At 67.0% G+C, this 19,907-nt stretch carries 14 protein-coding genes; 9 read left to right on the top strand and 5 right to left on the bottom strand.

Features of this window, described 5'->3' with window-relative positions; translation table 11 throughout:
- Positions 1 to 112: 112 nt before the first annotated feature.
- Positions 113 to 841 (top strand): hypothetical protein, encoded by a 729-nt coding sequence (locus R3280_RS03510; protein WP_318997196.1) that lies wholly within the window; start codon positions 113 to 115, stop codon positions 839 to 841.
- On the opposite strand, the gene R3280_RS03505 is transcribed toward R3280_RS03510, so the two are convergent.
- The 3 genes from R3280_RS03505 to R3280_RS03495 all read right to left on the bottom strand — a co-directional run bounded on the left by R3280_RS03505 (position 821) and on the right by R3280_RS03495 (position 8,031).
- Entirely contained in the window at positions 821 to 3,475 is a 2,655-nt protein-coding gene (locus tag R3280_RS03505) for a molybdopterin-dependent oxidoreductase (RefSeq protein WP_318997195.1), read from the bottom strand. The genes R3280_RS03510 and R3280_RS03505 overlap by 21 nt on opposite strands.
- Before the next feature lie 312 nt (positions 3,476 to 3,787).
- Positions 3,788 to 6,931 (bottom strand): efflux RND transporter permease subunit, encoded by a 3,144-nt coding sequence (locus R3280_RS03500; protein ID WP_318997194.1) that lies wholly within the window; start codon positions 6,929 to 6,931, stop codon positions 3,788 to 3,790.
- Positions 6,931 to 8,031, bottom strand: coding sequence for an efflux RND transporter periplasmic adaptor subunit (locus R3280_RS03495; RefSeq protein WP_318997193.1), 1,101 nt, complete (start codon positions 8,029 to 8,031; stop codon positions 6,931 to 6,933). Before R3280_RS03495 ends, R3280_RS03500 begins: the two co-directional genes overlap by 1 nt.
- Before the next feature lie 334 nt (positions 8,032 to 8,365).
- Here R3280_RS03495 and R3280_RS03490 point away from each other — a divergent pair, with 334 nt between their 5' ends.
- From R3280_RS03490 to nirD, 8 genes are all read left to right on the top strand, one after another.
- Entirely contained in the window at positions 8,366 to 9,001 is a 636-nt protein-coding gene (locus R3280_RS03490; protein WP_318997192.1) for an ANTAR domain-containing response regulator, read from the top strand.
- A gap of 30 nt (positions 9,002 to 9,031) precedes the next feature.
- A complete protein-coding gene (locus R3280_RS03485; protein ID WP_318997191.1) occupies positions 9,032 to 10,213 on the top strand; it encodes a CmpA/NrtA family ABC transporter substrate-binding protein in 1,182 nt (393 codons plus the stop codon).
- Positions 10,214 to 10,518: 305 nt separating this feature from the next.
- Positions 10,519 to 11,877, top strand: a complete 1,359-nt coding sequence (locus R3280_RS03480; RefSeq protein ID WP_318997190.1) for a CmpA/NrtA family ABC transporter substrate-binding protein — start codon at positions 10,519 to 10,521, stop codon at positions 11,875 to 11,877.
- 48 nt (positions 11,878 to 11,925) lie between these two features.
- Positions 11,926 to 12,918 carry an ABC transporter permease gene (locus R3280_RS03475; protein WP_413468738.1) on the top strand — a complete coding sequence of 331 codons (993 nt, stop codon included), beginning with the start codon at positions 11,926 to 11,928 and terminating at the stop codon, positions 12,916 to 12,918.
- A 65-nt stretch (positions 12,919 to 12,983) separates the two neighbouring features.
- The gene (locus R3280_RS03470; protein WP_413468737.1) at positions 12,984 to 13,865 is read left to right on the top strand and encodes an ABC transporter ATP-binding protein; all 882 of its coding nucleotides are present in this window, start codon (positions 12,984 to 12,986) and stop codon (positions 13,863 to 13,865) included.
- A gap of 272 nt (positions 13,866 to 14,137) precedes the next feature.
- Entirely contained in the window at positions 14,138 to 15,370 is a 1,233-nt protein-coding gene (locus R3280_RS03465; protein ID WP_318997187.1) for an NAD(P)/FAD-dependent oxidoreductase, read from the top strand.
- A gap of 43 nt (positions 15,371 to 15,413) precedes the next feature.
- Positions 15,414 to 17,924, top strand: coding sequence for a nitrite reductase large subunit NirB (gene nirB, locus R3280_RS03460; RefSeq protein WP_413468736.1), 2,511 nt, complete (start codon positions 15,414 to 15,416; stop codon positions 17,922 to 17,924).
- A gap of 40 nt (positions 17,925 to 17,964) precedes the next feature.
- Complete coding sequence (gene nirD, locus R3280_RS03455; protein WP_318997185.1) at positions 17,965 to 18,333, top strand: nitrite reductase small subunit NirD; 369 nt, start codon at positions 17,965 to 17,967, stop codon at positions 18,331 to 18,333.
- A gap of 26 nt (positions 18,334 to 18,359) precedes the next feature.
- Here nirD and corA read toward each other — a convergent pair whose 3' ends face one another.
- Together corA and R3280_RS03445 are read right to left on the bottom strand one after the other, a co-directional pair.
- The gene (corA, locus tag R3280_RS03450; protein ID WP_318997184.1) at positions 18,360 to 19,484 is read right to left on the bottom strand and encodes a magnesium/cobalt transporter CorA; all 1,125 of its coding nucleotides are present in this window, start codon (positions 19,482 to 19,484) and stop codon (positions 18,360 to 18,362) included.
- Positions 19,465 to 19,869 (bottom strand): TM2 domain-containing protein, encoded by a 405-nt coding sequence (locus R3280_RS03445; protein WP_318997183.1) that lies wholly within the window; start codon positions 19,867 to 19,869, stop codon positions 19,465 to 19,467. The genes corA and R3280_RS03445 overlap by 20 nt, the downstream gene beginning before the upstream one ends.
- Between the last annotated feature and the right edge of the window lie 38 nt (positions 19,870 to 19,907).

Here is a 19,907-nt window from a genome sequence, read left to right as displayed (position 1 = left end):
GCTTACTGAAACGGCCCGCACCCGCGGGCCTTTTTCCTGCCGCTGTCTGGTTGTGCCGGTTGCACAGATAGACGTTTCGAAGCGGCCTGTGGGCCGGTATGATAGCGGCATCATGACCGCAGCCATCCGTCCTCCCCAGACCCCGCTCAGTGCCCAGGAGGCCCGCCTGCTGGCACGCCTGCTGTGCGACACCACCGAACGGGTGCTGTGGCAGGACTGGCGCCAGCGAATCCAGCAGCAGCGGCCCGAAGCCAGCCTGGTGTGCCGGGTCGGCAGCGGTAACGCCACCTACCACCGTTTCCATGCCGGCCGGCAACAGCACAGCATCACCTACGGCAGCCGCATGGTGGTGGCCAAGTTCCGGGCTGAGACCGCTCATGGCTGGCTCTCCAGTCGCGAGATCGAGGCCCGCAACTACTTCGGTGGCGTGGTGTCCACCCGCCACCTGCTGGCCCATACCTGCTGCCACGAATTTGCCCACCTGCTGCAGCAGCTGGCCGGCCACCGCTATCGGGGCTCGGTACACAACCGGCATTTCTACCGCCTGCTGGACGACCTGCACCGGGACGGCAGCGCCGAACACGCCTGCGACTACCTGACCGACGCCGCCCGTCACCACGGCCTGCCCCTGCCGGACGCGGCGTTTCCGAAAGCGGCGGCGCTGGTCGCCGCCAGCACCTGGCGGGTCGGGGACGCCGTCCGCTTTGGCCGCGACCCGGGCGGACATCAGGGCATCATCCAGAAGGTCAACCGCAAGACCTGCACAGTGCTGGGCACCGGTCCCTCGAAGGGACTGACCTACCGGGTGCCCTTCGGCCTGTTAAGGGGCGAGTTCGGCTGAGGTTGCTAGCAGCTCCTTGAGTTCCGGCAGGCAGGAGCCGCAGTTGGTGCCGCAGCGCAGCTCCCTGCCCAGCGCTGCCACGTCCCGGTGGCCAGCCGCCACCGCCGCCTCGATCTGACGCTGGCCCACCTGGAAGCAGCTGCACACCACAGGCCCGATGTCCTCCTGTGCCACATCCCGGCAGGCCAGCAGGGTCCGGCGTTGGGTTTCGCTCAATGGGTCGGCGCCAAAGCAGTTCGCCAGCCAGTCGGTGTCCGGCAGCCGGGAGGCTTCGCTGTCCACCAGCAGCACCGCCTGCAGTTGCCCCGCCTCGATCCGGGCGGCGCGGAACAGACCCCGGGCCCGGTCCGCCATCACCAGTTGTGGCGCACCCCCCAGCCAGTCGGCAGCCGCTTCCGGCCAGGGCACCGGATCCAGACCCGCCACCTGCCAACGGTCGCAGGCCGCCAACGGCACCCGGCTCCAGTAATCCGCACGCCAGCGCTGGGCCCGGCCGTGGCGGGTCAGCAGGCGGGCATGCCACGAAGCCGGAAAGGGCCTCAAACTGGCGATGCCGTGCTTGCTCTCCGGCTGCCCCGACACCGGGTCGGTCACCGGCGCAATCAGCTCCGAGGCCAGGGCCTGGGAGGCGAACTGCCGGTTCCAGTGGATCGGGATGAAGACCTCACCGGGGCGCTGGGCCGCGCTGACCCGCACCCGCGCCAGGAAGCGGCCACCCTGGTTCTCCAGGCTGCCCAGGCCGCCGTCCACCAGCCCCAGGCCGGCGGCATCGACCGGGTGCACCTCGATGAAGGCTTCGCTGCGGTGCTGCAGGAGGCGGGGTGACCGGGCGGTACGGGTCATGGTGTGCCACTGGTCCCGGACCCGCCCGGTGTTGACGATCAGAGGGCGGGCATGATCCGGTTGCTGTCCCGGCGGCACTGTGTCGATGGCCACCAGTCGGGCCCGGCCATCGGGATGGCAGTAGCGGCCGTCGGCGAACAGCCGCCGGCTCTGGCCTGCGCTTTGCTCCGCCGACCTTATCGGCCACTGCCGGGGGGTCATCCTGTCATAGTCGGCATCGCTGAGCCGGCTCAGGCCGGCCAGGTTGAACACCCGCCGGCCCTGGTTCTCGAACGCCGACAAGGCCGCGTGCTCGCGGAAAATTGCGGCCGGGCCGTCGTAGTCAAAGGCCGCGCTGTGGCCCAGGCGCTTGCCCACTTCCGCCAGCAGCCACCAGTCCGGGCGTGCGTCTCCCGGCAGCGGCAGGAATCGCCGCTGCCGGGAAATGCAGCGCTCGGAATTGGTGACGGTGCCGTCCTTCTCGCCCCAGCCCGCAGCCGGCAGCAGGATATCGGCGAAAGCCGTGGTGTCGGTGCGGGCCACGCAGTCCGACACAATCACTGTGGGGCAGCGGGCCAGGGCGGCCCGCACCCGGGCATTGTCCGGCAGGCTGACCGCCGGGTTGGTGGCCATGATCCAGATCACCTTGATGTCGCCCCGGTGCACCGCCTCCAGCAGGTCCACCGCCTTCAGGCCCGGCCCCGACGCCAGCGCCGGCGCACGCCAGAAGCGGGTAACCCGGTCCCGGTCCGCATCGCATTCGTAGTCCATGTGGGCCGCCAGGGTATTGGCCAGCCCCCCCACCTCGCGACCGCCCATGGCGTTGGGCTGACCGGTCAGGGAAAAAGGGCTGGCACCGGGCCGGCCCACCCGGCCGGTGGCCAGGTGGCAGTTGATGATGGCGTTGGCCTTGTCGGTGCCCGCCACCGACTGGTTCACCCCCTGGGAGAAGGCCGTGACGGTTTTCGCGGTGGTGCCGAACCAGCGGTAGAAGCACTCCACATCCGCCGCCGGCAGGTCGCAGCCGGCGGCCACCGTGGCGATGTCCGGAGCGCTGCGCCGGGCCGCCGCCAGGGCGCCCGGGTAGCCCTCGCAATGCCGGCCCAGGTAGTCCAGGTCCACCAGGCCCTGGTCCGCCAGCCACACCAGCAGACCGTTGAACAACAGGCTGTCGCTGCCGGGCCGCAGCATCAGGTGCAGGTCGGCCAGTTCGGTGGTGGCGGTCTGGCGGGGGTCAATCACCACCACCCGCCGGCCTGGCCGGGCCGAGGCCTTCATGCGCTGGTAGAGTATGGGGTGGTTCCAGGCGGTGTTGCTGCCGCTGAGCACCAGCAGGTCCGCCAGCTCCAGGTCGTCATAGCAGGCCGGCACCGCGTCGGCACCGAAGGCGCGCTTGTGGGCCGCCACCGCCGACGACATGCAGAGCCGGGAATTGGTGTCCACGTGGGGGGTGCCGACAAAGCCCTTGGCGAGCTTGTTGGCGACGTAGTAATCCTCGGTCAGCAGCTGGCCGGACAGGTAGAAAGCCACCGATTCCGGACCCTGTTCGGCAATGGCCTGCCGTATCGCGTCAGCGGTGGCGTCCAGCGCCTCGTCCAGGTCCACATTGCGGTCCGCCACCCGGGCTTTCAGCAGGCGCTCGCCATGACCCAGGGTTTCACCAAGGTTGGTGCCCTTGACGCACAACCGGCCCTGGCTGGCCGGATGCGCCGGGTCGCCCGCCACCGGGCTGCCGGACCGGGCCAGCACGCCGCAGCCCACACCACAGTAGGGGCAGGTTGTCCGGACGTTGGTAGTGTCTGCTTCGGTCACGGGTCACCCTGTCTGCCGGCCCCGAGCTGGCGGGGCGTTTCAAACGGAACAAAAAAAGCCCGGGCGGGATACCACGGCGGACCTTGAACAAGCCTGCGCCGTGGTACCCCGGCCGGGCACCTTTGCCAAAACGATCGTCTACTGAATCTGTGCAGACCAAAGCAATTACAGGGCCAATGTCCCCCGAATGCCCTGACCGCGGCGTTGGTGGGCGGGCTCAGCGGGGCTTGGGGCAAGCTCCCGAACCGGTGGGCTCCGGCGGGCGCCTGAAAAAGGTGCAGGTCGGGCGCCGACGCGCCAGCCCGGGGCGTTTCACTGCCGCTGTTGTCGGCGCCGGCTCCAGCCCAGCGCCACCACCGTTAGGGCCGGCAGAAAGGTCAGGGTGACCACCGCCGCCCCCAGCAGGCCGAACAGTACGATGGCCCCGACGCCGCGATAGAGTTCGGTGCCTTCGCCAGGAATGAACACCAGCGGTGAGAGGCCGCACAGAGTGGTGAGGGTGGTCATGGCGATGGGCCGCAGCCTTACCCGGACCGCATCGGTGACCGCCTCCACCAGCTCCACGCCTTTCTGGCGCAGGTTCTGGCGGGCCTGATCCACCACCAGGATGGGGTTGTTCACCACCGTGCCCAGCAGGATCAGAAAGCCCAGCATGCTGATCATGTCGAAGGGCTGGTTCAGCGGCCGCAGGCCGATCAAGGGCAGCAGGCTGCCCACCAGGTTCATCAGGGCCAGGCCGACGATACCGCCGGCGATGCCCAGGGGAATCGCGGTCATGATCAGCAGCGGGTAGCCCCAGTGGGCGAAGATGGCCACCAGCAACAGGTAGACGATGGCCAGGGAGATCACGAAATTGCCGCTCAGGGCCTCCCGGGTGGCGTTGAGCTGGTCGCTGGCGCCGGAGATGGACACACTGACACTGGCGGGCAGCTCACCACGCTGACGCAATTCCTCCAGCAGTTCGGTGCGAACCCGTGCCACGCCGGTTTCCAGCGCCACGTCCTCCGGCGGCACCACGTTGAGGGTGACGGTGCGGCGCCCGTCCACCCGTCGCACGATACTGGTGTCGACGGTTTCCTCGATGGTGGCGATGTCGGACAGCGGCAGGCTGGCGCCGTTGGCGGTGCGCAGCATCAAGTCCGGCAGCGCCTGCAGGTCGGGGTTGCCGGCGCTGCTGCCGTACACATAGATGTCGATCTTGTCATCGCCCTGGAAGAAATCCCCGACGTAGGCGCCCTCGGTCATGGCGGCCACGGTGAAGCCCAGAGCTTGGGTGTCCAGCCCCAGCTCGGCAGCGCGGGCCCAGTCCGGGCGGACCTGGATCAGCGGCTGCGCCAGGGCCAGGCTGGAAGGCCGGGTCTGGATCCGGGGCTGGTCGAAGATCTCCTCGGCGCGGCGATAGACTGCATTGGCGGCCTGGTAGATCTCACTGAGATCACGGCCGGAAAGGTCCAGGTCGATGCTGCGGGTACCGGCGTCGTTGCTGGAGATGATGGAGCCCTTGGAGGCGAACGCCCGCATGCCCGGGAACTGCTCGTAAAAACGGGTGATGGCGTCCATCAGGGCCTCGATATGATCCGGGTCCACGGTTTCGGAAATGATCCGCATACCGGTGGGGTCCACCGCCAGGTTGAGGTACTGCATGGGGGGCACTTCGGTCTCACCCGCCAGATAGGGGCCGGGATCCGCCTTCACATGGGGCAGGAAATGATCCTCCACCTGTTCCGCGATGGCCGCCATTTCATCCAGATTGTAGCCAGGGGGCGCGCTCATGCGGGCAAAGGTCTTGGCTTCCTCCCCCTCCGGCAGGTACTCCGCCGGGGGCGTGAGGCCGAAGATGATCAGCCCGCTCAGGGCCAGGGTGGTTACCAGGGTCACGCCCCGGCGCAACGGCCGGGCGATCAGCCAGTGGATGGCGGCCACCACCCGGCCCGCCCAGCCAGCGTCGGGGTCCCGCTCCCGGCCCCGCACGCCGAATTGCAGCCGTGCGCTGAGGGTGGGGATCAGGCTGATGGCCACCAGCATGGAGGCCACGATGGCGGCGGAAATGGCGATGGCCACGTCGGAATAGAGCTGCCCGGCCTCCTCCACGATGAACAGGATGGGCAGGAACACCAGAACCGTGGTGGTGGTGGAGGCCAGCACCGCCGGCCAGACTTCCTGCACGCCCTTGAGGGCGGATTCGAAGCGGTCCAGGCCCTGGCGGCGATGGCGCTCGATGTTCTCCAGCACCACGATGCTGTTGTCCACCGTCATGCCGATGGCAAAGGCCACCCCCGCCAGGGAGATCACGTTGATGGTGCGACCGGTCAGCAGCAGGCCCAGGAAAGCGGCGATGGCACAGATGGGAATTCCCATGACGCCGACAAAGGTGGCCCGGGACGAGCGTAGGAACAGGAACATCACCAGGGTGGCGAACACCGCCCCCAGCCCCAGGTTGGTCCAGACGTTGGCTATCGAGGCCTCCACGTAGCCGGCATCCTCGGCGCTCAGCTCCAGGATCATGCCCGCCGGCTTGAGTATCTCCTCGTTGATGGCTGCCACCTCATCGAGCATGCCATATTTGATGTCGATGACGTTGGAGCCCAGCTCGCGCCGGACCTGGAGTCCAAGCACCTGCTGGCCGTTGACGAAGGAGAGCTGGCTGAGTTCGGCGTGGCCCAGCTCCACGGTAGCCACCTCCGACAGCCGGATCACACTGTCACCCTCTCGGGCCAGGACCAGCTGCTCCAGCTCGCCGGTATCACGGAAGCGGCCCACGGTGCGCACCAGGTAGCGGCGTTTGCCGGACTCGATCTCACCGCCGGTGACATCCCGGTTGCGGGCCTCCAGCGCCCTGCGCAGGTCCATCAGACTGAGGCCACGCTGGGCCAGCAGGCGCTCGTCCACCACGATCTGGACCTGGCGCTCGGCACCACCGCCAACGGTGACCTCAGACACCCCTGGCACACTCTCCATGCGGGGCCGGACCCGGTCCTCGATGAAGTCCCGCATCATCACGATATCCAGCTCCCGGGGGTTGCCCTCCAGGGTGGAGACACGGAAATACATGAAGGCATTGGAGGAGAAGGAGGTGGCGATGATGCGGGGCTCATCCACGTTGAGGGGATAGTCCGGCACCTGGGTGAGGGCATTGTTGACCTGGATCAGGGTCTGGGTGATGTCCACGCCGAAGGGAAATTCCAGCTCGATCTCGGCGCTGCCGCTGGCGGCGGTGGCCTCCAGCCGTCGCAGGTTTGGCACATTGCGCAGGAAGCGCTCCTGCTCGATCAGGATCTCTTTCTCGATGTCCTGGGGTGTGGCCCCGGGCCAGCGGGTTTCCACCGTGATGGTGCGAACTTCCAGGTCCGGGATCATCTGGACCGGAATGCGGAAGGCCGCCGCCGTGCCCAGGATCACCAGGATCAGGGTGATCACCGTCACCAGGGTGCCGTGGCGGATGACGGCGGCCAGCATCAGCGGGCCTCCCGGCGGGAGAGCCGGACCTCGAGGCCCTCCCGCAGCGACTCGTTGCCCCGGGACACCACCCGCTGGCCGGCCTCCAGGCCCTCCTGCACCACCACCCGCTGGCCAAAGCCGCCGCCGATGCGGATGCGCTTCTCCCGCACCTTGAAGCGCTGGTCACCGGAGGGCTCGGCGATCCAGACCGTGATGCGACCGTCCGGATAGCGGTTGAGGGCATCCCGGGGCACCGTCAGGCCCTGTTCACCGGTTTCCACCCGCAGCCGGGCCTGTACCGCCATGCCCGGCAGCCAGCGCTGGGCTTCCGGTGCCAGCGCCCGCAGCAGGAAAGTGCGGGACTGGCTGTCGGTCACCGGCACCGTCTGTTCGATGGCCGCTTCGGCTTGCGCGGTCGGCTCGCCCGTGGCGGACGTGACCAGCAGGCGGGCATTTTTGTTGAGCCAGGGGTAATAGCCCTGGGGCACCTGGAAATCCAGCCGCAGACTGTCGGTGTCCACCAGTTCCAGCAGCTCGTCCCCGAGGGCCACCCATTCCCCCACATCGCTGAGCCGGGCGCTGACCACGCCGGCAAAGGGCGCGGTAATGCGGTGCCGCTCCAGCAGCGCGGCCTGGCTGCGCTCGGCGGCCTGCAGCCGGGCCAGGGCGGCTTCGGCGGTAGCCACCGCATTCTCCCGGCTGCGCACTTCGCTGGCGGCAATGTTGCGGCCGGCACCCACCGAGCGGGCCTCAGCCAGGCGGCGGCGGGCATCCTCCAGCCGCGCCCCGGCTTCCCGTGTTTCCGCCCGGGCACTGGCCAGGGCCAGCTCCGCCAACTCACTGTCCAGCTCCATGAGCAGCTCACCAGCCTCCACCCGGTCGCCGGCATCCACCCCGACCCGGGCCACCAGGCCCGCCACTGAGGGCGATAGCCGGGCGGAACGCAGGGACATTACCGAGCCGTTGAGATCGGCCTCGGCCCGGACCGGCTCGGTCACCACCTCCGCCAACTGCACACCGGGTAGATCCTGGGCCATGACCGCTGCGCACTGCAGCCAGGCCAGCGCCAGGCCCAGCCGAATTCCGCGGTGTGCTCTGCCCACACTGATTGCCGTCACGCTTGCCTCCTTCTCCCTGCCTCCGGCTATTACGGGCGGTTTCGGGTAAAACCAGAATAAAAGCTTACGGCAATCCTCGCCATTCAGACTCTTGCGCCAGTGCCCGGTCGGGGGATGCGGCTGCCGCATATGGGTGCAACAGGCCGGTATCGCGCCCAACCAATGAGCGACCTGCCCCTACCGCAGCCGCAGCCTGCGCCGGCTGCTTCAACCCAGGTGATTGATTTTCATGAAGTGCCGGTGGCTGGCAAGCTATTTGCTGGGCCCGGGTAACACCTAAGTCCCGAATCAGAACCGCGGGTCCGGGCATCGCCCGCCCGCAAGGAAAGACACCATGACGTCATCTGAACCGCTTCGCATCCTGCTGATCGACAACGACTGCCAACGGGCCGACCTGGTCCGAAATGCGCTACGCAAGGAAGGCCACGAAGTGATCAGCCAGCGTCCCGACGCCACCGGCCTGACCGCCGCCGTTGCGCGGGACGAGCCCGACATGGTGATCATCGACATGGACCTGCCGGACCGGGATACCCTGGAGAACATGAGCACGCTGAACGCCCACGCCCCCCGGCCCATCGTGTTCTTCGCCAACGAGCCCGGTGACCGTGCCACCATCCAGGCGGCGGTGCGCGCAGGCGTCAGCGCCTATGTGGTGGACGGCCTGCAGCCGGCCCGGGTGCGGTCCATCATCGACACCGCGGTGGCCCGCTTCGAAGCTTTCCAGTCGCTGCGCAACGAACTGGCACAAACCCGCACTGCCCTGGAGGAACGCAAACTGGTGGAGCGGGCCAAGGGCCTGATCATGAAGCGGGAGGGCTGTGATGAGGACACCGCCTACGGCCTGCTGCGCAGCTCCGCCATGGACCACAGCGAACGCCTGGTGGTGATTGCCCAGCGGGTGATCGACATGCTGGCGCCCGGTGGCAGCCACGGGAGTCAGGCCGGTTCCGAGGTCAAGCGGGTATCCTGAGCACGGGTCCCGCTGTGGAATTCGCTTGAGATGGCCAAGACCGTGCCCCTCCATCGCCACCCCGGTTTCCAGATCCGTCTGGGGTTCGTGCCCCTGCTGGACAGCGCGCCGCTGATCATGGCCCGTGAGCTGGGCCTGTTCGATGCCGAAGGGCTGGATGTAGTGCTGGTGCGGGAGGCTTCCTGGGCTTCCATCCGTGACAAGGTCAGTTTCGGGCTGCTGGATGGTGCCCAGATGCTGGCGCCCATGCCGCTGGCCATGTCCCTGGCCCACGACCGGCCGGCCACCCCCATCCTTACCGGCATGGTGATGAGCCGAAACGGCAACGGCATCACCCTGTGCAGTCAGCTCTACCGGCAGCTGGACAGCCGTGGCGCCTCGCCGCAGGATCCCATCGGCTCCGCCCGTCTGCTGATTGCCCTGGCCCGGGAACGGGGCCGCCCCATCCAGCTGGCGTCGGTGGCGCCCTGGTCCAGCCACGACCTGCAACTGCGGGACTGGCTGGCCTCGGCCGGGCCGGACGCCGGCCGGCATATCCAGATCATCCCTGTGTCCCCGGCCCAGATGGTGGATGCCATGCGTGCCGGCGCCATTGAAGGCTGCTGTGTCGGCGAGCCCTGGAACAGTCTGCTGGAGTGTGAAGGCCTTGGCCGCATTCTTCACTCCGGCCATCAGATCTGGCAGAACGCTCCCGAAAAAGTACTGGGCATGCGGGCCGACTGGGCTCACCAGCATGTTGCCGTCCATCGCGGCCTGATTCGTGCCCTGCTGCAGGCCTGCCGCTGGCTGGACGACCCCGGCAACCACCCGGCCCTGCGCCAGGTTCTGGCCCGTCCCCAATACCTGGGGGAGCAGATCCAGGTGCTGGACGACCACCCCTTCAGCCTCTTCCACCCGCGCCTGAACCAGCATTTCTTCCGTCATTCCGCCAACTTCCCCTGGATCTCCCAGGCCCACTGGCTGGCCAGCCGGCTGGTACGTTGGGGCCAGCTCAGGGCCGTCGAAGCCGACGCCCTGACCGGCATCGTGCGGCCCGACCTCTATCGCCAGGCCGCCGAGGGCCTGGGCATCGATGCCCCCAGGGTGGACGGCAAGACCGAAGGCCAGCACCGGCTGCCGTTCGTGTTGGCCGGCCGCCACGGTCCGGTCAACGTGGCCAGCGACAGCCTGCTCGGGGAGCAGCTGCACGAATGGTCCGGCACCCGCTCCTGAGCCGCCCGGCGATGGTGCAGGGCGCCCTATAACGGTTCCGCGGCACCGCGGAAAACTCCGCTGCGCCGGTTCCTGTGCGACGCAAAAACGCCAGTACGCTGATCTGAATAGGCTTTTTATTTCTGGCACGGGCCATGCAGCGTCTCCGGTACCAGATGATCGCAACCTGCCCCGACCGGTTGGCAAGACCACCCGAGGCGGCAGGAAAATTCGAACCCTGACTGATCTGCAGGCATTGACGCCTGCCCACCGGCAACGGAGGGCAGGCGTTTTTTTGTGTGGGCAACCCCCACAGGGAGAGACCAATGAAACTGAAACACCTGATTGCCAGCGCATTGCTCATCACCGGCCTCAGCGGCCCGGCGGTGGCGGAAATCGGACCGGCAGAGAAGCCGGACCTGAAACTGGGCTTTATCAAACTCACCGACATGGCACCCCTGGCGGTGGCCTGGGAACAGGGCTACTTCCTGGACGAAGGTCTGTTCGTGGAGCTGGAGGCTCAGGCCAACTGGAAAGTGCTGCTGGACCGGGTCATCACCGGCGAGCTGGACGGCGCCCACATGCTGGCCGGCCAGCCCCTGGGCGCCACCATCGGTTACGGCACCCAGGCCGACATCATCACCGCCTTCAGCATGGATCTGAACGGCAACGGCATCACCTTCTCCAACGACGTCTGGGCCATGATGGAGCCGCAACTGCCAAAGCGGGAGGACGGCCTGCCGGAGCATCCTATCAGCGCCAGTGCCCTGAAACCGGTGGTCAGCAGCTACAAGGACCGGGGCGAGCGTTTCCGGATGGGCATGGTGTTTCCGGTCTCCACCCACAACTACGAGCTGCGCTACTGGCTGGCCGCCGGCGGTCTCAACCCGGGCTACTACGCGCCCCAGCGCGGCGACACCAGCGGCACCCTGCAGGCGGATGTGCACCTGTCGGTGACCCCGCCGCCGCAGATGCCCGCCACCCTGGAAGCCGGCACCATCCAGGGTTACTGCGTGGGGGAGCCCTGGAACCAGCAGGCGGTGTTCAAGGGCATTGGCGTGCCGGTGATCACCGACTACGAGATCTGGCCCAACAACCCGGAGAAGGTCTTCGGCGTCACCGAGGACTGGGCGCAGCAATACCCCAACACCCACCTGCGGCTGCTGCGGGCGCTGATCCGCGCCGCCCACTGGCTGGATGAGAACAACAATGCCAACCGCGCCGAGGCGGTCAGCATCCTGGCCCGCCCCAACTACGTGGGCGCCGACGAGAAGGTGATCGCCAATTCCATGACCGGCACCTTCGAGTACGAGAAGGGCGACGTGCGCTCGGTACCGGATTTCAACGTCTTCTTCCGCTACTTCGCCACCTATCCCTACCCCTCCGACGCCATCTGGTACCTGAGCCAGATGCGCCGCTGGGGCCAGATCGCCGAAGCCAAGCCCGACAACTGGTACCTGGAAACCGCCGCCAAGGTCTACCGCACCGACATCTACCAGCAGGCCGCCCAGTCCCTGGTGGCGGACGGTCTGATGCAGGCGTCCGACTTCCCGGATCCGGCCGCGGAGAATTTCGTCCGGCCCCACCAGGGCAAGCTGATTGACGGTGTGGCCTTCACGCCGCGGACGCCCAACGCCTACATCGACAGTTTCGAGATCGGCCTCAAAGGCCAGCAGACCCCCTAACCGGGGTGCATTGACCCAACGTTTGTCAGGAGAGCAATCATGACCGCCATGGCAAGGACCCCCAGCGCCAGACCCAAGCCCTTCGGGACGGCCCTGGCCACACTGGCCGCGGCCCTGTCCGCCCGCAACCTGGCCGGCTACGGCCGGCAACTGCTGCTGCCCGGCCTCGGCATTGCGCTGTTTCTGGTGTTCTGGCAGCTCACCGCCCCACAGGTCAACACCTCCCTGGGCAGCTTCCCGGCGCCGGCGGATGTCTGGCAGCAGGCCGGCTCGCTCTGGCAGGAGCACGCCGCCGAGCGGGAGCGGGCGGAGAAGTTCATCACCATGCAGGAGGAGCGCAACGCCCGCATCCTGCACGCCAACCCGGATGCCGAAACCAGAATCCGGCCCTACCCGGGTGCACCCACCTTCTTCGACCAGATCGGCACCAGCCTGCTGACGGTCATGGCCGGCTTCGCCCTGGCCACGCTGATCGCGGTGCCGCTGGGCATCATCATCGGCCTGAACCGCTACTTCGCGGCCGCCGTCAATCCGCTGATCCAGGTCTTCAAGCCGGTGTCGCCGCTGGCCTGGCTGCCGCTGGTCACCATGGTGGTGTCGGCCACCTACGTCAGCGACGACCCCATGTTCGAAAAGGCCTTCATCACCTCGATGATCACCGTCACCCTGTGCAGCCTCTGGCCCACCCTGATCAACACCAGTGTCGGCGTGGCGGCGGTCAACCCGGACCTGCTGAACGTGTCCAAGGTGTTGCAGCTGTCGTTCTGGACCCACGTCCGCAAGGTGGTGCTGCCGTCCTCCATTCCGATGATCTTCACCGGCCTTCGGGTGTCCCTGGGCATCGCCTGGATGGTGCTCATCGCCGCCGAGATGCTGGCCCAGAATCCGGGCCTGGGCAAGTTCGTCTGGGACGAATTCCAGAACGGCAGCAGCGAATCTCTGAGCCGCATCATGGTGGCGGTCCTGGCCATCGGGTTCATCGGCTTCCTGCTGGACCGGATCATGCTTGTCATCCAGAAGAAAGTGGCCTGGAACGAATAAACCCCCTCGCCCCGAGCAAGGAGAACGCTATGAGCAAGTCCCATCTCGAACTGACTGGCGTCCATATGGCCTTCGACACCCCGGATGGCCCTTTCGTCGCCCTGAAGGACATCAACCTGAAAATCCGCAAGGGTGAGTTCGTGTCACTGATCGGCCACTCCGGCTGCGGCAAGTCAACCGTGCTGAACATCGTCGCGGGCCTGCTGCAGGCCAGCCAGGGCGGCTGCGTGCTGGACGGCCACGAGGTCAACACGCCGGGGCCGGAGCGGGCGGTGGTGTTCCAGAATCACGCCCTGATGCCCTGGCTGACGGTCTACGAGAATGTCGAACTGGCAGTCAAGCAGGTGTTCCGCCGCACCATGTCTCGGGCCGAACGGCGGGACTGGATTCACCACAACCTGGCGCTGGTGAACATGCAGCACGCCGCCAACAAGCGCCCCGGCGAGATCTCCGGCGGCATGGCCCAGCGCGTGGGCATCGCCCGGGCGCTGGCCATGAAGCCCAGCGTACTGCTGATGGACGAACCTTTCGGAGCGCTGGACGCGCTCACCCGGGCTCATCTGCAGGACGCCCTGATGGAGATCCAGCAGGACCTCAACAGCACCGTGATCATGATCACCCACGATGTGGACGAGGCAGTGCTGCTGTCCGACCGCATCGTGATGATGACCAACGGCCCGGCCGCGGGCATCGGCGAGGAGCTCAGCATCGAGCTGCCCCGACCACGCAACCGGGTCGCGCTGGCGGACCATCCGGATTACGTGCGCTACCGCCAGTCGGTGCTGAGCTTTCTGTACGAGAAGCAGACCTTCCCCGGCAAGGGCCCCAAGGCCGAGCCGGCAGCGGCCCCCGCCGAATCCGCCAGCGGGTCCGTGGCCGTCAGGGCCGAAGCCGCGCCGTCGCAGGAGCCGGCTGCAGCCGAAAAGCGCGAGCGGGCCATCGCCTGAGGGTCACACGCCCCCGGATTGTGCGTTTGGGGCCGCCGCTGAACCAGGGCAGGGCAGGTACACCCGGGGCTGAGCCGGGTGGTTTCAGACAGACCGCTGATTAGGCTCGGGTTTTCAACCTGGCACGGTTATCGCAGATCACAGGTTAAGGACGACCGTCCCGATCACGGATGATCGGACCATCAGAACATCGTTGTTGGCATTGGCGCCGGACCGCAACTGACCCTGACAGGGCAGTCGCGCTCCGGCTTTTTTCGTTGGAGCGAACCGGTATGACGCCCAGACAACCGCAAAAACTGGTGATCTGCGGCCACGGCATGGTGGCCCAGCGCCTGCTGGAACAGCTGGCGGACCTGCCCGACCATGGTTTCGACCCCATCGTGGTGCTCAGCGGTGAGCCGGCGCCGGCCTACAACCGCATCCTGCTGTCCTCGGTGCTGGCCGGCGAGGCCCCGGCCGACAGCCTGGCCCTGCAATCCGCCGACTGGTTCGAGCGCCACCGCATCCGGTGCCGCCAGGGCGACCCCGTCGTCGGTATCGACCGCCAGCGGCGCCAGGTGGTGACCGCCAGCGGCCACGAGGAAAGCTACGACCGCCTGGTGCTGGCCACCGGTTCCCGGCCGGCCAGCCTGGGGCTGCCCGGTGAGGATCTCTCCGGCGTCATGGGCTTTCGCGACCTGCGGGACACCGAAAGGCTCATCCGCATTAGCCAGCGCAACCGTCGGGCGGTGGTCATCGGCGGCGGTTTCCTGGGCCTGGAAGCGGCCGAGGGTCTGCGCCGTCGCGGTATGGCAGTGACCCTGCTGCACCGCGCCAGCCACCTGCTCAACCGCCAGCTCGATGCTGTCGGGGGCGAGCTGCTGGCCAGGGCCCTGACCGAGCGGGGGCTGACCATCCGGACCGCTACGAAGCCGGTGGCGCTGCTGGGCAACCGTCGGGTGCGTGCGGTTCAGTTGGATGACGACACCCTGGTCAGCACCGACCTGGTGGTGGTGGCCGCCGGCATCACCCCCAACGCCGAGCTGGCCCGAGACGCCGGCCTGGCCTGTGGCCGCGCCATACGGGTGGATGACCGCCTGCGCACCAGTGACCCGGCCATCTTTGCACTGGGTGAATGCTGCCAGATCGGCGAGCACACCTTTGGCCTGGTGGAGCCGGGCTATCAGCAGGCGGACGTCCTGGCCCGGGTGCTGACCGGCGACCATCACCAGCACCGTTTCCAGGCCACCCAGGTGGCCACCGGCCTGAAGATCAGCGGTATCCCGATTTTCTCCTGTGGCCAGACGGAGGCGGACGGCGACACCGAATCGCTGGTCTGGCAGGACCACGACAGTAACCGCTACTGCCGCTTCCTGATCCGCAACAACCGCCTCACCGGCGCGGTGCTGTTCGGTGAGACCCGGGATGGGCCCTGGTACGCCGAGCGCATCCGCCAGGGCGACGACATTGCCGCCTTCCGGGCCAACCTGGCCTTTGGCCGGGCCTACTGCGAAGCCGCAGCCTGAATTCAGCAATGCCAACAAGGCAGACACCATGAGAGCAGACACCATGAGCACACAGAACCTGATCGTCATCGGCAACGGCATGGTCGGCCACCATTTCCTCGAGCAGTTCGTGGCAACGCCAGCCGCCGCCCAATACCGGATCCAGGTGTTTGGCGAGGAGCCGCTGCTGGCCTACGACCGCGTGCACCTGTCGGAGTACTTCCAGGATGCCAGCCACGACGACCTGGCCCTGGGCACACTGGAGTGGTACAGCGAACAGGGCATCGGCCTGAACCTGGGCGAGCAGGTTACCGGCATCGACCGGGACCGCCAGGTGGTCGTGACCGGGCAAGGCGAGTACCCCTATGACGCTCTGGTACTGGCCACCGGCTCCTATCCCTTCGTGCCCCCGATTCCAGGCAAGGACCGGCCCCACTGCCTGGTCTACCGCACCCTGGCCGACCTGGACGCCATCCGCGCCAGTGCCGAGGGCGCCAGCCGCGGCGTGGTGGTGGGCGGGGGCCTGCTAGGCCTGGAAGCCGCCAATGCCCTCAAGAGCCTGGGCCTGGAAGCCCATGTGGTGGAGTTCGCGCCCCGGCTGATGCCGGTGCAGCTGGACGACGACGGCGGCCGCCTGCTGAAGCGCAAGATCGAGGAGCTGGGCGTGCGGGTGCATACCGAGAAAGCCACCAGCGCCATCGTGGCGGGCCAGGACCATCGCCTGCGGATGGAGTTCGGCGACGACGACCACCTGGAGACCGACCTGATCGTGTTCTCCGCCGGCATCCGGCCCCAGGACGCCCTGGCCCGTGATGCCGGGCTGGAACTGGGCCAGCGCGGTGGCGTGGTGATCGACGACCAGTGCACCACCTCCGACCCCCGCATCTTCGCCATTGGCGAGTGCGCGCTCTGGAGCGAGCGCATCTTCGGGCTGGTGGCGCCGGGCTACACCATGGCCCGCACCCTGGCCGCGCACCTGAACGGCGATGGCGAGGCCGCCTTTACCGGCGCCGACATGAGCACCAAGCTCAAGCTGCTGGGGGTGGACGTGGGCTCCATCGGCGATGCCCACGGCGCCACCGACGGCGCCCGCAGCATCCGCTTCAACGACGAGGCCGCCGGCCACTACCGTCGCATGGTGATCAGCGCGGACGGCAAGAAACTGCTGGGCGCCATTTTGGTCGGGGACAACGGTCCCTACGACACCCTGCTGCAGTATGCCCTCAACGGCATCGCCCTGCCGGAGCATCCGGAAACCCTGATCCTGCCCCAGCACGAGGGCGGCGCCCCGGCCCTGGGCCCGGACGCCCTGCCGGAGACCGCCTCCATCTGCTCCTGCCACAACGTCAGCAAGGGCGACATCTGCGGCGCCATCGACGCCGGCTGCGGCGACCTGGCGGCGGTCAAGGCCGACACCAAGGCCAGCACTGGCTGTGGCGGCTGCGCCGCCCTGCTAAAGAGCGTGGTGGAGAACGAACTGGAAAAACGCGGGGTGGAGGTGTCCAAGGACATCTGCGAGCACTTTCCCTACAGCCGCCAGGAGCTGTTCCACCTGGTGCGGGTCAACGGCATTCGCACCTTCAACACCCTGATCAACCAGCACGGCCGCGGCCGCGGCTGCGACATCTGCAAGCCCGCGGTGGCCTCGATTCTGGCCAGCTGCTGGAACGAGCACATCCTGGCCACCGAGCATGTGCCCCTGCAGGACACCAACGACACCTTCATGGCCAACATGCAGAAGAACGGTACCTATTCGGTGGTGCCGCGGGTGCCCGGTGGCGAGATCACGCCCGACAAGCTGATCGTGCTGGGTCAGGTGGCCAAGGAGTACGGGCTTTACACAAAGATCACCGGCGGCCAGCGGGTGGACCTGTTCGGCGCTACCCTGAGCGAGCTGCCGGAGATCTGGGAGAAACTGATCGCCGCCGGCTTCGAGACCGGCCATGCCTACGGCAAGTCCCTGCGCACGGTTAAGTCCTGTGTCGGCAGCACCTGGTGCCGCTACGGCGTGCAGGACAGCGTCGGCATGGCGATCTTCCTGGAGGACCGCTATAAGGGCCTCCGCTCGCCCCACAAGATCAAGTTCGCCGTCTCCGGCTGCACCCGTGAATGCGCCGAGGCCCAGAGCAAGGACATCGGCGTGATCGCCACCGAGAACGGCTGGAACCTCTATGTCTGTGGCAACGGCGGCATGCGGCCGCGCCATGCCGACCTGTTTGCCACCGACCTGTCCGACGAGGAACTGGTACGCACCATCGACCGCGTGCTGATGTTCTACATCCGTACCGCCGACCGGCTGCAGCGCACCAGCGTCTGGCTGGAGAACCTGGAGGGCGGGCTGGACTACCTCAAACAGGTCATCCTGGAGGACAGCCTGGGGCTTGGGGAAGAGCTGGAGGCCCACATGAACGACATCGTCGGCACCTACCAGTGTGAGTGGAAAGCCACGGTGGAAGACCCGGAGAAGCGCAAGCGCTTCCGTGAGTTCGTCAACGCGCCGCAGAAGAGGGACCCGGTGCAGCAGTGGACCACCGAGCGCGACCAGCGCCGGCCGGTCACCGAGGACATCAGCTGAACCGGGGGTTCCGATGGATCAGCACAGAGAGGACAAGCCCATGACTGACAGCAAGCAATGGCAGGCGGTATGCACAAAGGCCGACCTGGTACCGGACTCCGGCATCGCGGTCTGGACCGAACAGGGTCCGGTGGCGGTGTTCTGGGTACCGGACGTGGAACCGGGGCTCTTCGCCCTGGGCCATTACGACCCCATCGGGCGGGCCAATGTGCTGGCCCGCGGCATCGTCGGCGACATCAAGGGCGAGCCGGTGGTGGCCTCACCGCTGTACAAGCAGCATTACAGCCTGCGCACCGGCCAATGCCTGGAAGATGAACAGGCCAGGGTACCGGTCTACCCGGTGCGCCTGGCTGGCGACCGGCTGGAAATCGACCTGGCCGGCCAGCCCCCCTCGGAACAGGCCGCCTAGCGGCCTGTCTGGGCCGGCCCGACCCGCTACAGCCAGCCCCGGCGCCGGAAGAACCAGACCAGGCCGCTGGTGACCAGGATCATCATTCCCCAGACCATGGGGTAGCCGTAATACCAGCCCAGCTCCGGCATGGCCCAGGGGCTGCTGGGGTGCTCGAAGTTCATGCCGTAGATACCGACGATGAAGGTCAGCGGAATGAAAATGGTGGCAATCATGGTGAGCACCCGCATGGTTTCATTGGTGCGGTGGCTGACGCTGCTCAGGTAGATGTCCACCATACTGCTGGCCATGTCCCGGAAACTTTCCAGCAGCTCGATGATCTGCACCGTGTGGTCGTGACAGTCCCGCAGGTAAACCTGGGTGTCGGCCTGAATCAGCCCCTCTTCGGTATGCAGCAGCTCGTTCACCAGCTCCCGCTGCGGCCAGAGCATCCGGCGCAACAGCAGCAGTTCCCGCTTCAGGCCATGGATCTCGGTCAGGGTCCGGTGGCTGGGCCGGGCCAGCACCTCCTGCTCGAGCCGCTCGAGCTGCTCACCGAACGCCTCCAGCACCGGGTAACCCTCGTCGATGACCAAGTCGATCAGGGCATAGAGCAGGTAGTCAATGCCGCGGCTGGCGAAACGCCGGTTGTTGGGCTTGCGCATACGCTTGCGAACCGGTTCGAACAGGTCCTGGTCCAGCGGGCAGAAGCCGATCAGGTAACCGGGGCCGACGAACAGGCTGATCTGTACAGTCTGCAATTGCCCGTGCCGGTGCACCGGCATGGCCAGGGTCAGGAACAGTTGTTCGTCGTAGACCTCCATCTTGGGCCGCTGGCCGGTATTGAGCACGTCCTCCAGCGCCAGGTCGTGAAGGTCGAAGAGCTCACCCAGCTGGCGCAGGGTCTCGGGGTTGACCTGGCCGTTGACCTGGATCCAGGTCCGGGAGTCACGGTCCAGGTAGGGTACGCAGTCCGCGGCCGAGCGCAGGACCACTTCCTCCACCTCGGTCTCGGTGTAGTCCATCAGATGGATCACCAGCGGGGCATCAGCGGCGGCGTGGGGCACCAGGGTCCCCGGTGCGGTGCCGGGGGCGTGGTACTGCTTGCCGAAATAGCTCATGGAGCGCTCCGGGTCGGGCCCGGTCACGCCTTTAGCGGGCCGCCAGTTCATTGTTCTTCTGTGAGATCTGGTCATTGAGGGTCCAGAAATCGTAGAGCACACCGATCAGGAAAAGACCGCCAGTAAACAGGTAGATGATGCCGGTGATCCACTTGCCCATGTACATGCGGTGGACACCAAACACCCCCAGGAAGGTCAGCAGGATCCAGCTCACGTTGAAACTCACCAGGCCTTCCTGGTAACGCAGGTCGGCCTCCCGGTCCATGGCCGGGATCAGGAACAGGTCGATGATCCAGCCGATGAACAGCAGCCCCAGGGTGAAGAACCAGATGGTGCCGGTGATGGGCTTGCCGTAGTAAAAGCGGTGCGCACCCAGAAAGCCGAACAGCCATAACAGGTAGCCGATGAGCTTGCTGTGGGTATCCGTCCGGGTCATGGAACCTCCGTCAATGCCAGTGGATGAGCGCGCCTGGC

This window comes from Marinobacter sp., assembly GCF_033722195.1.
GTDB lineage: Bacteria > Pseudomonadota > Gammaproteobacteria > Pseudomonadales > Oleiphilaceae > Marinobacter.
This window is presented reverse-complemented; position numbering and strand designations above follow the sequence as displayed.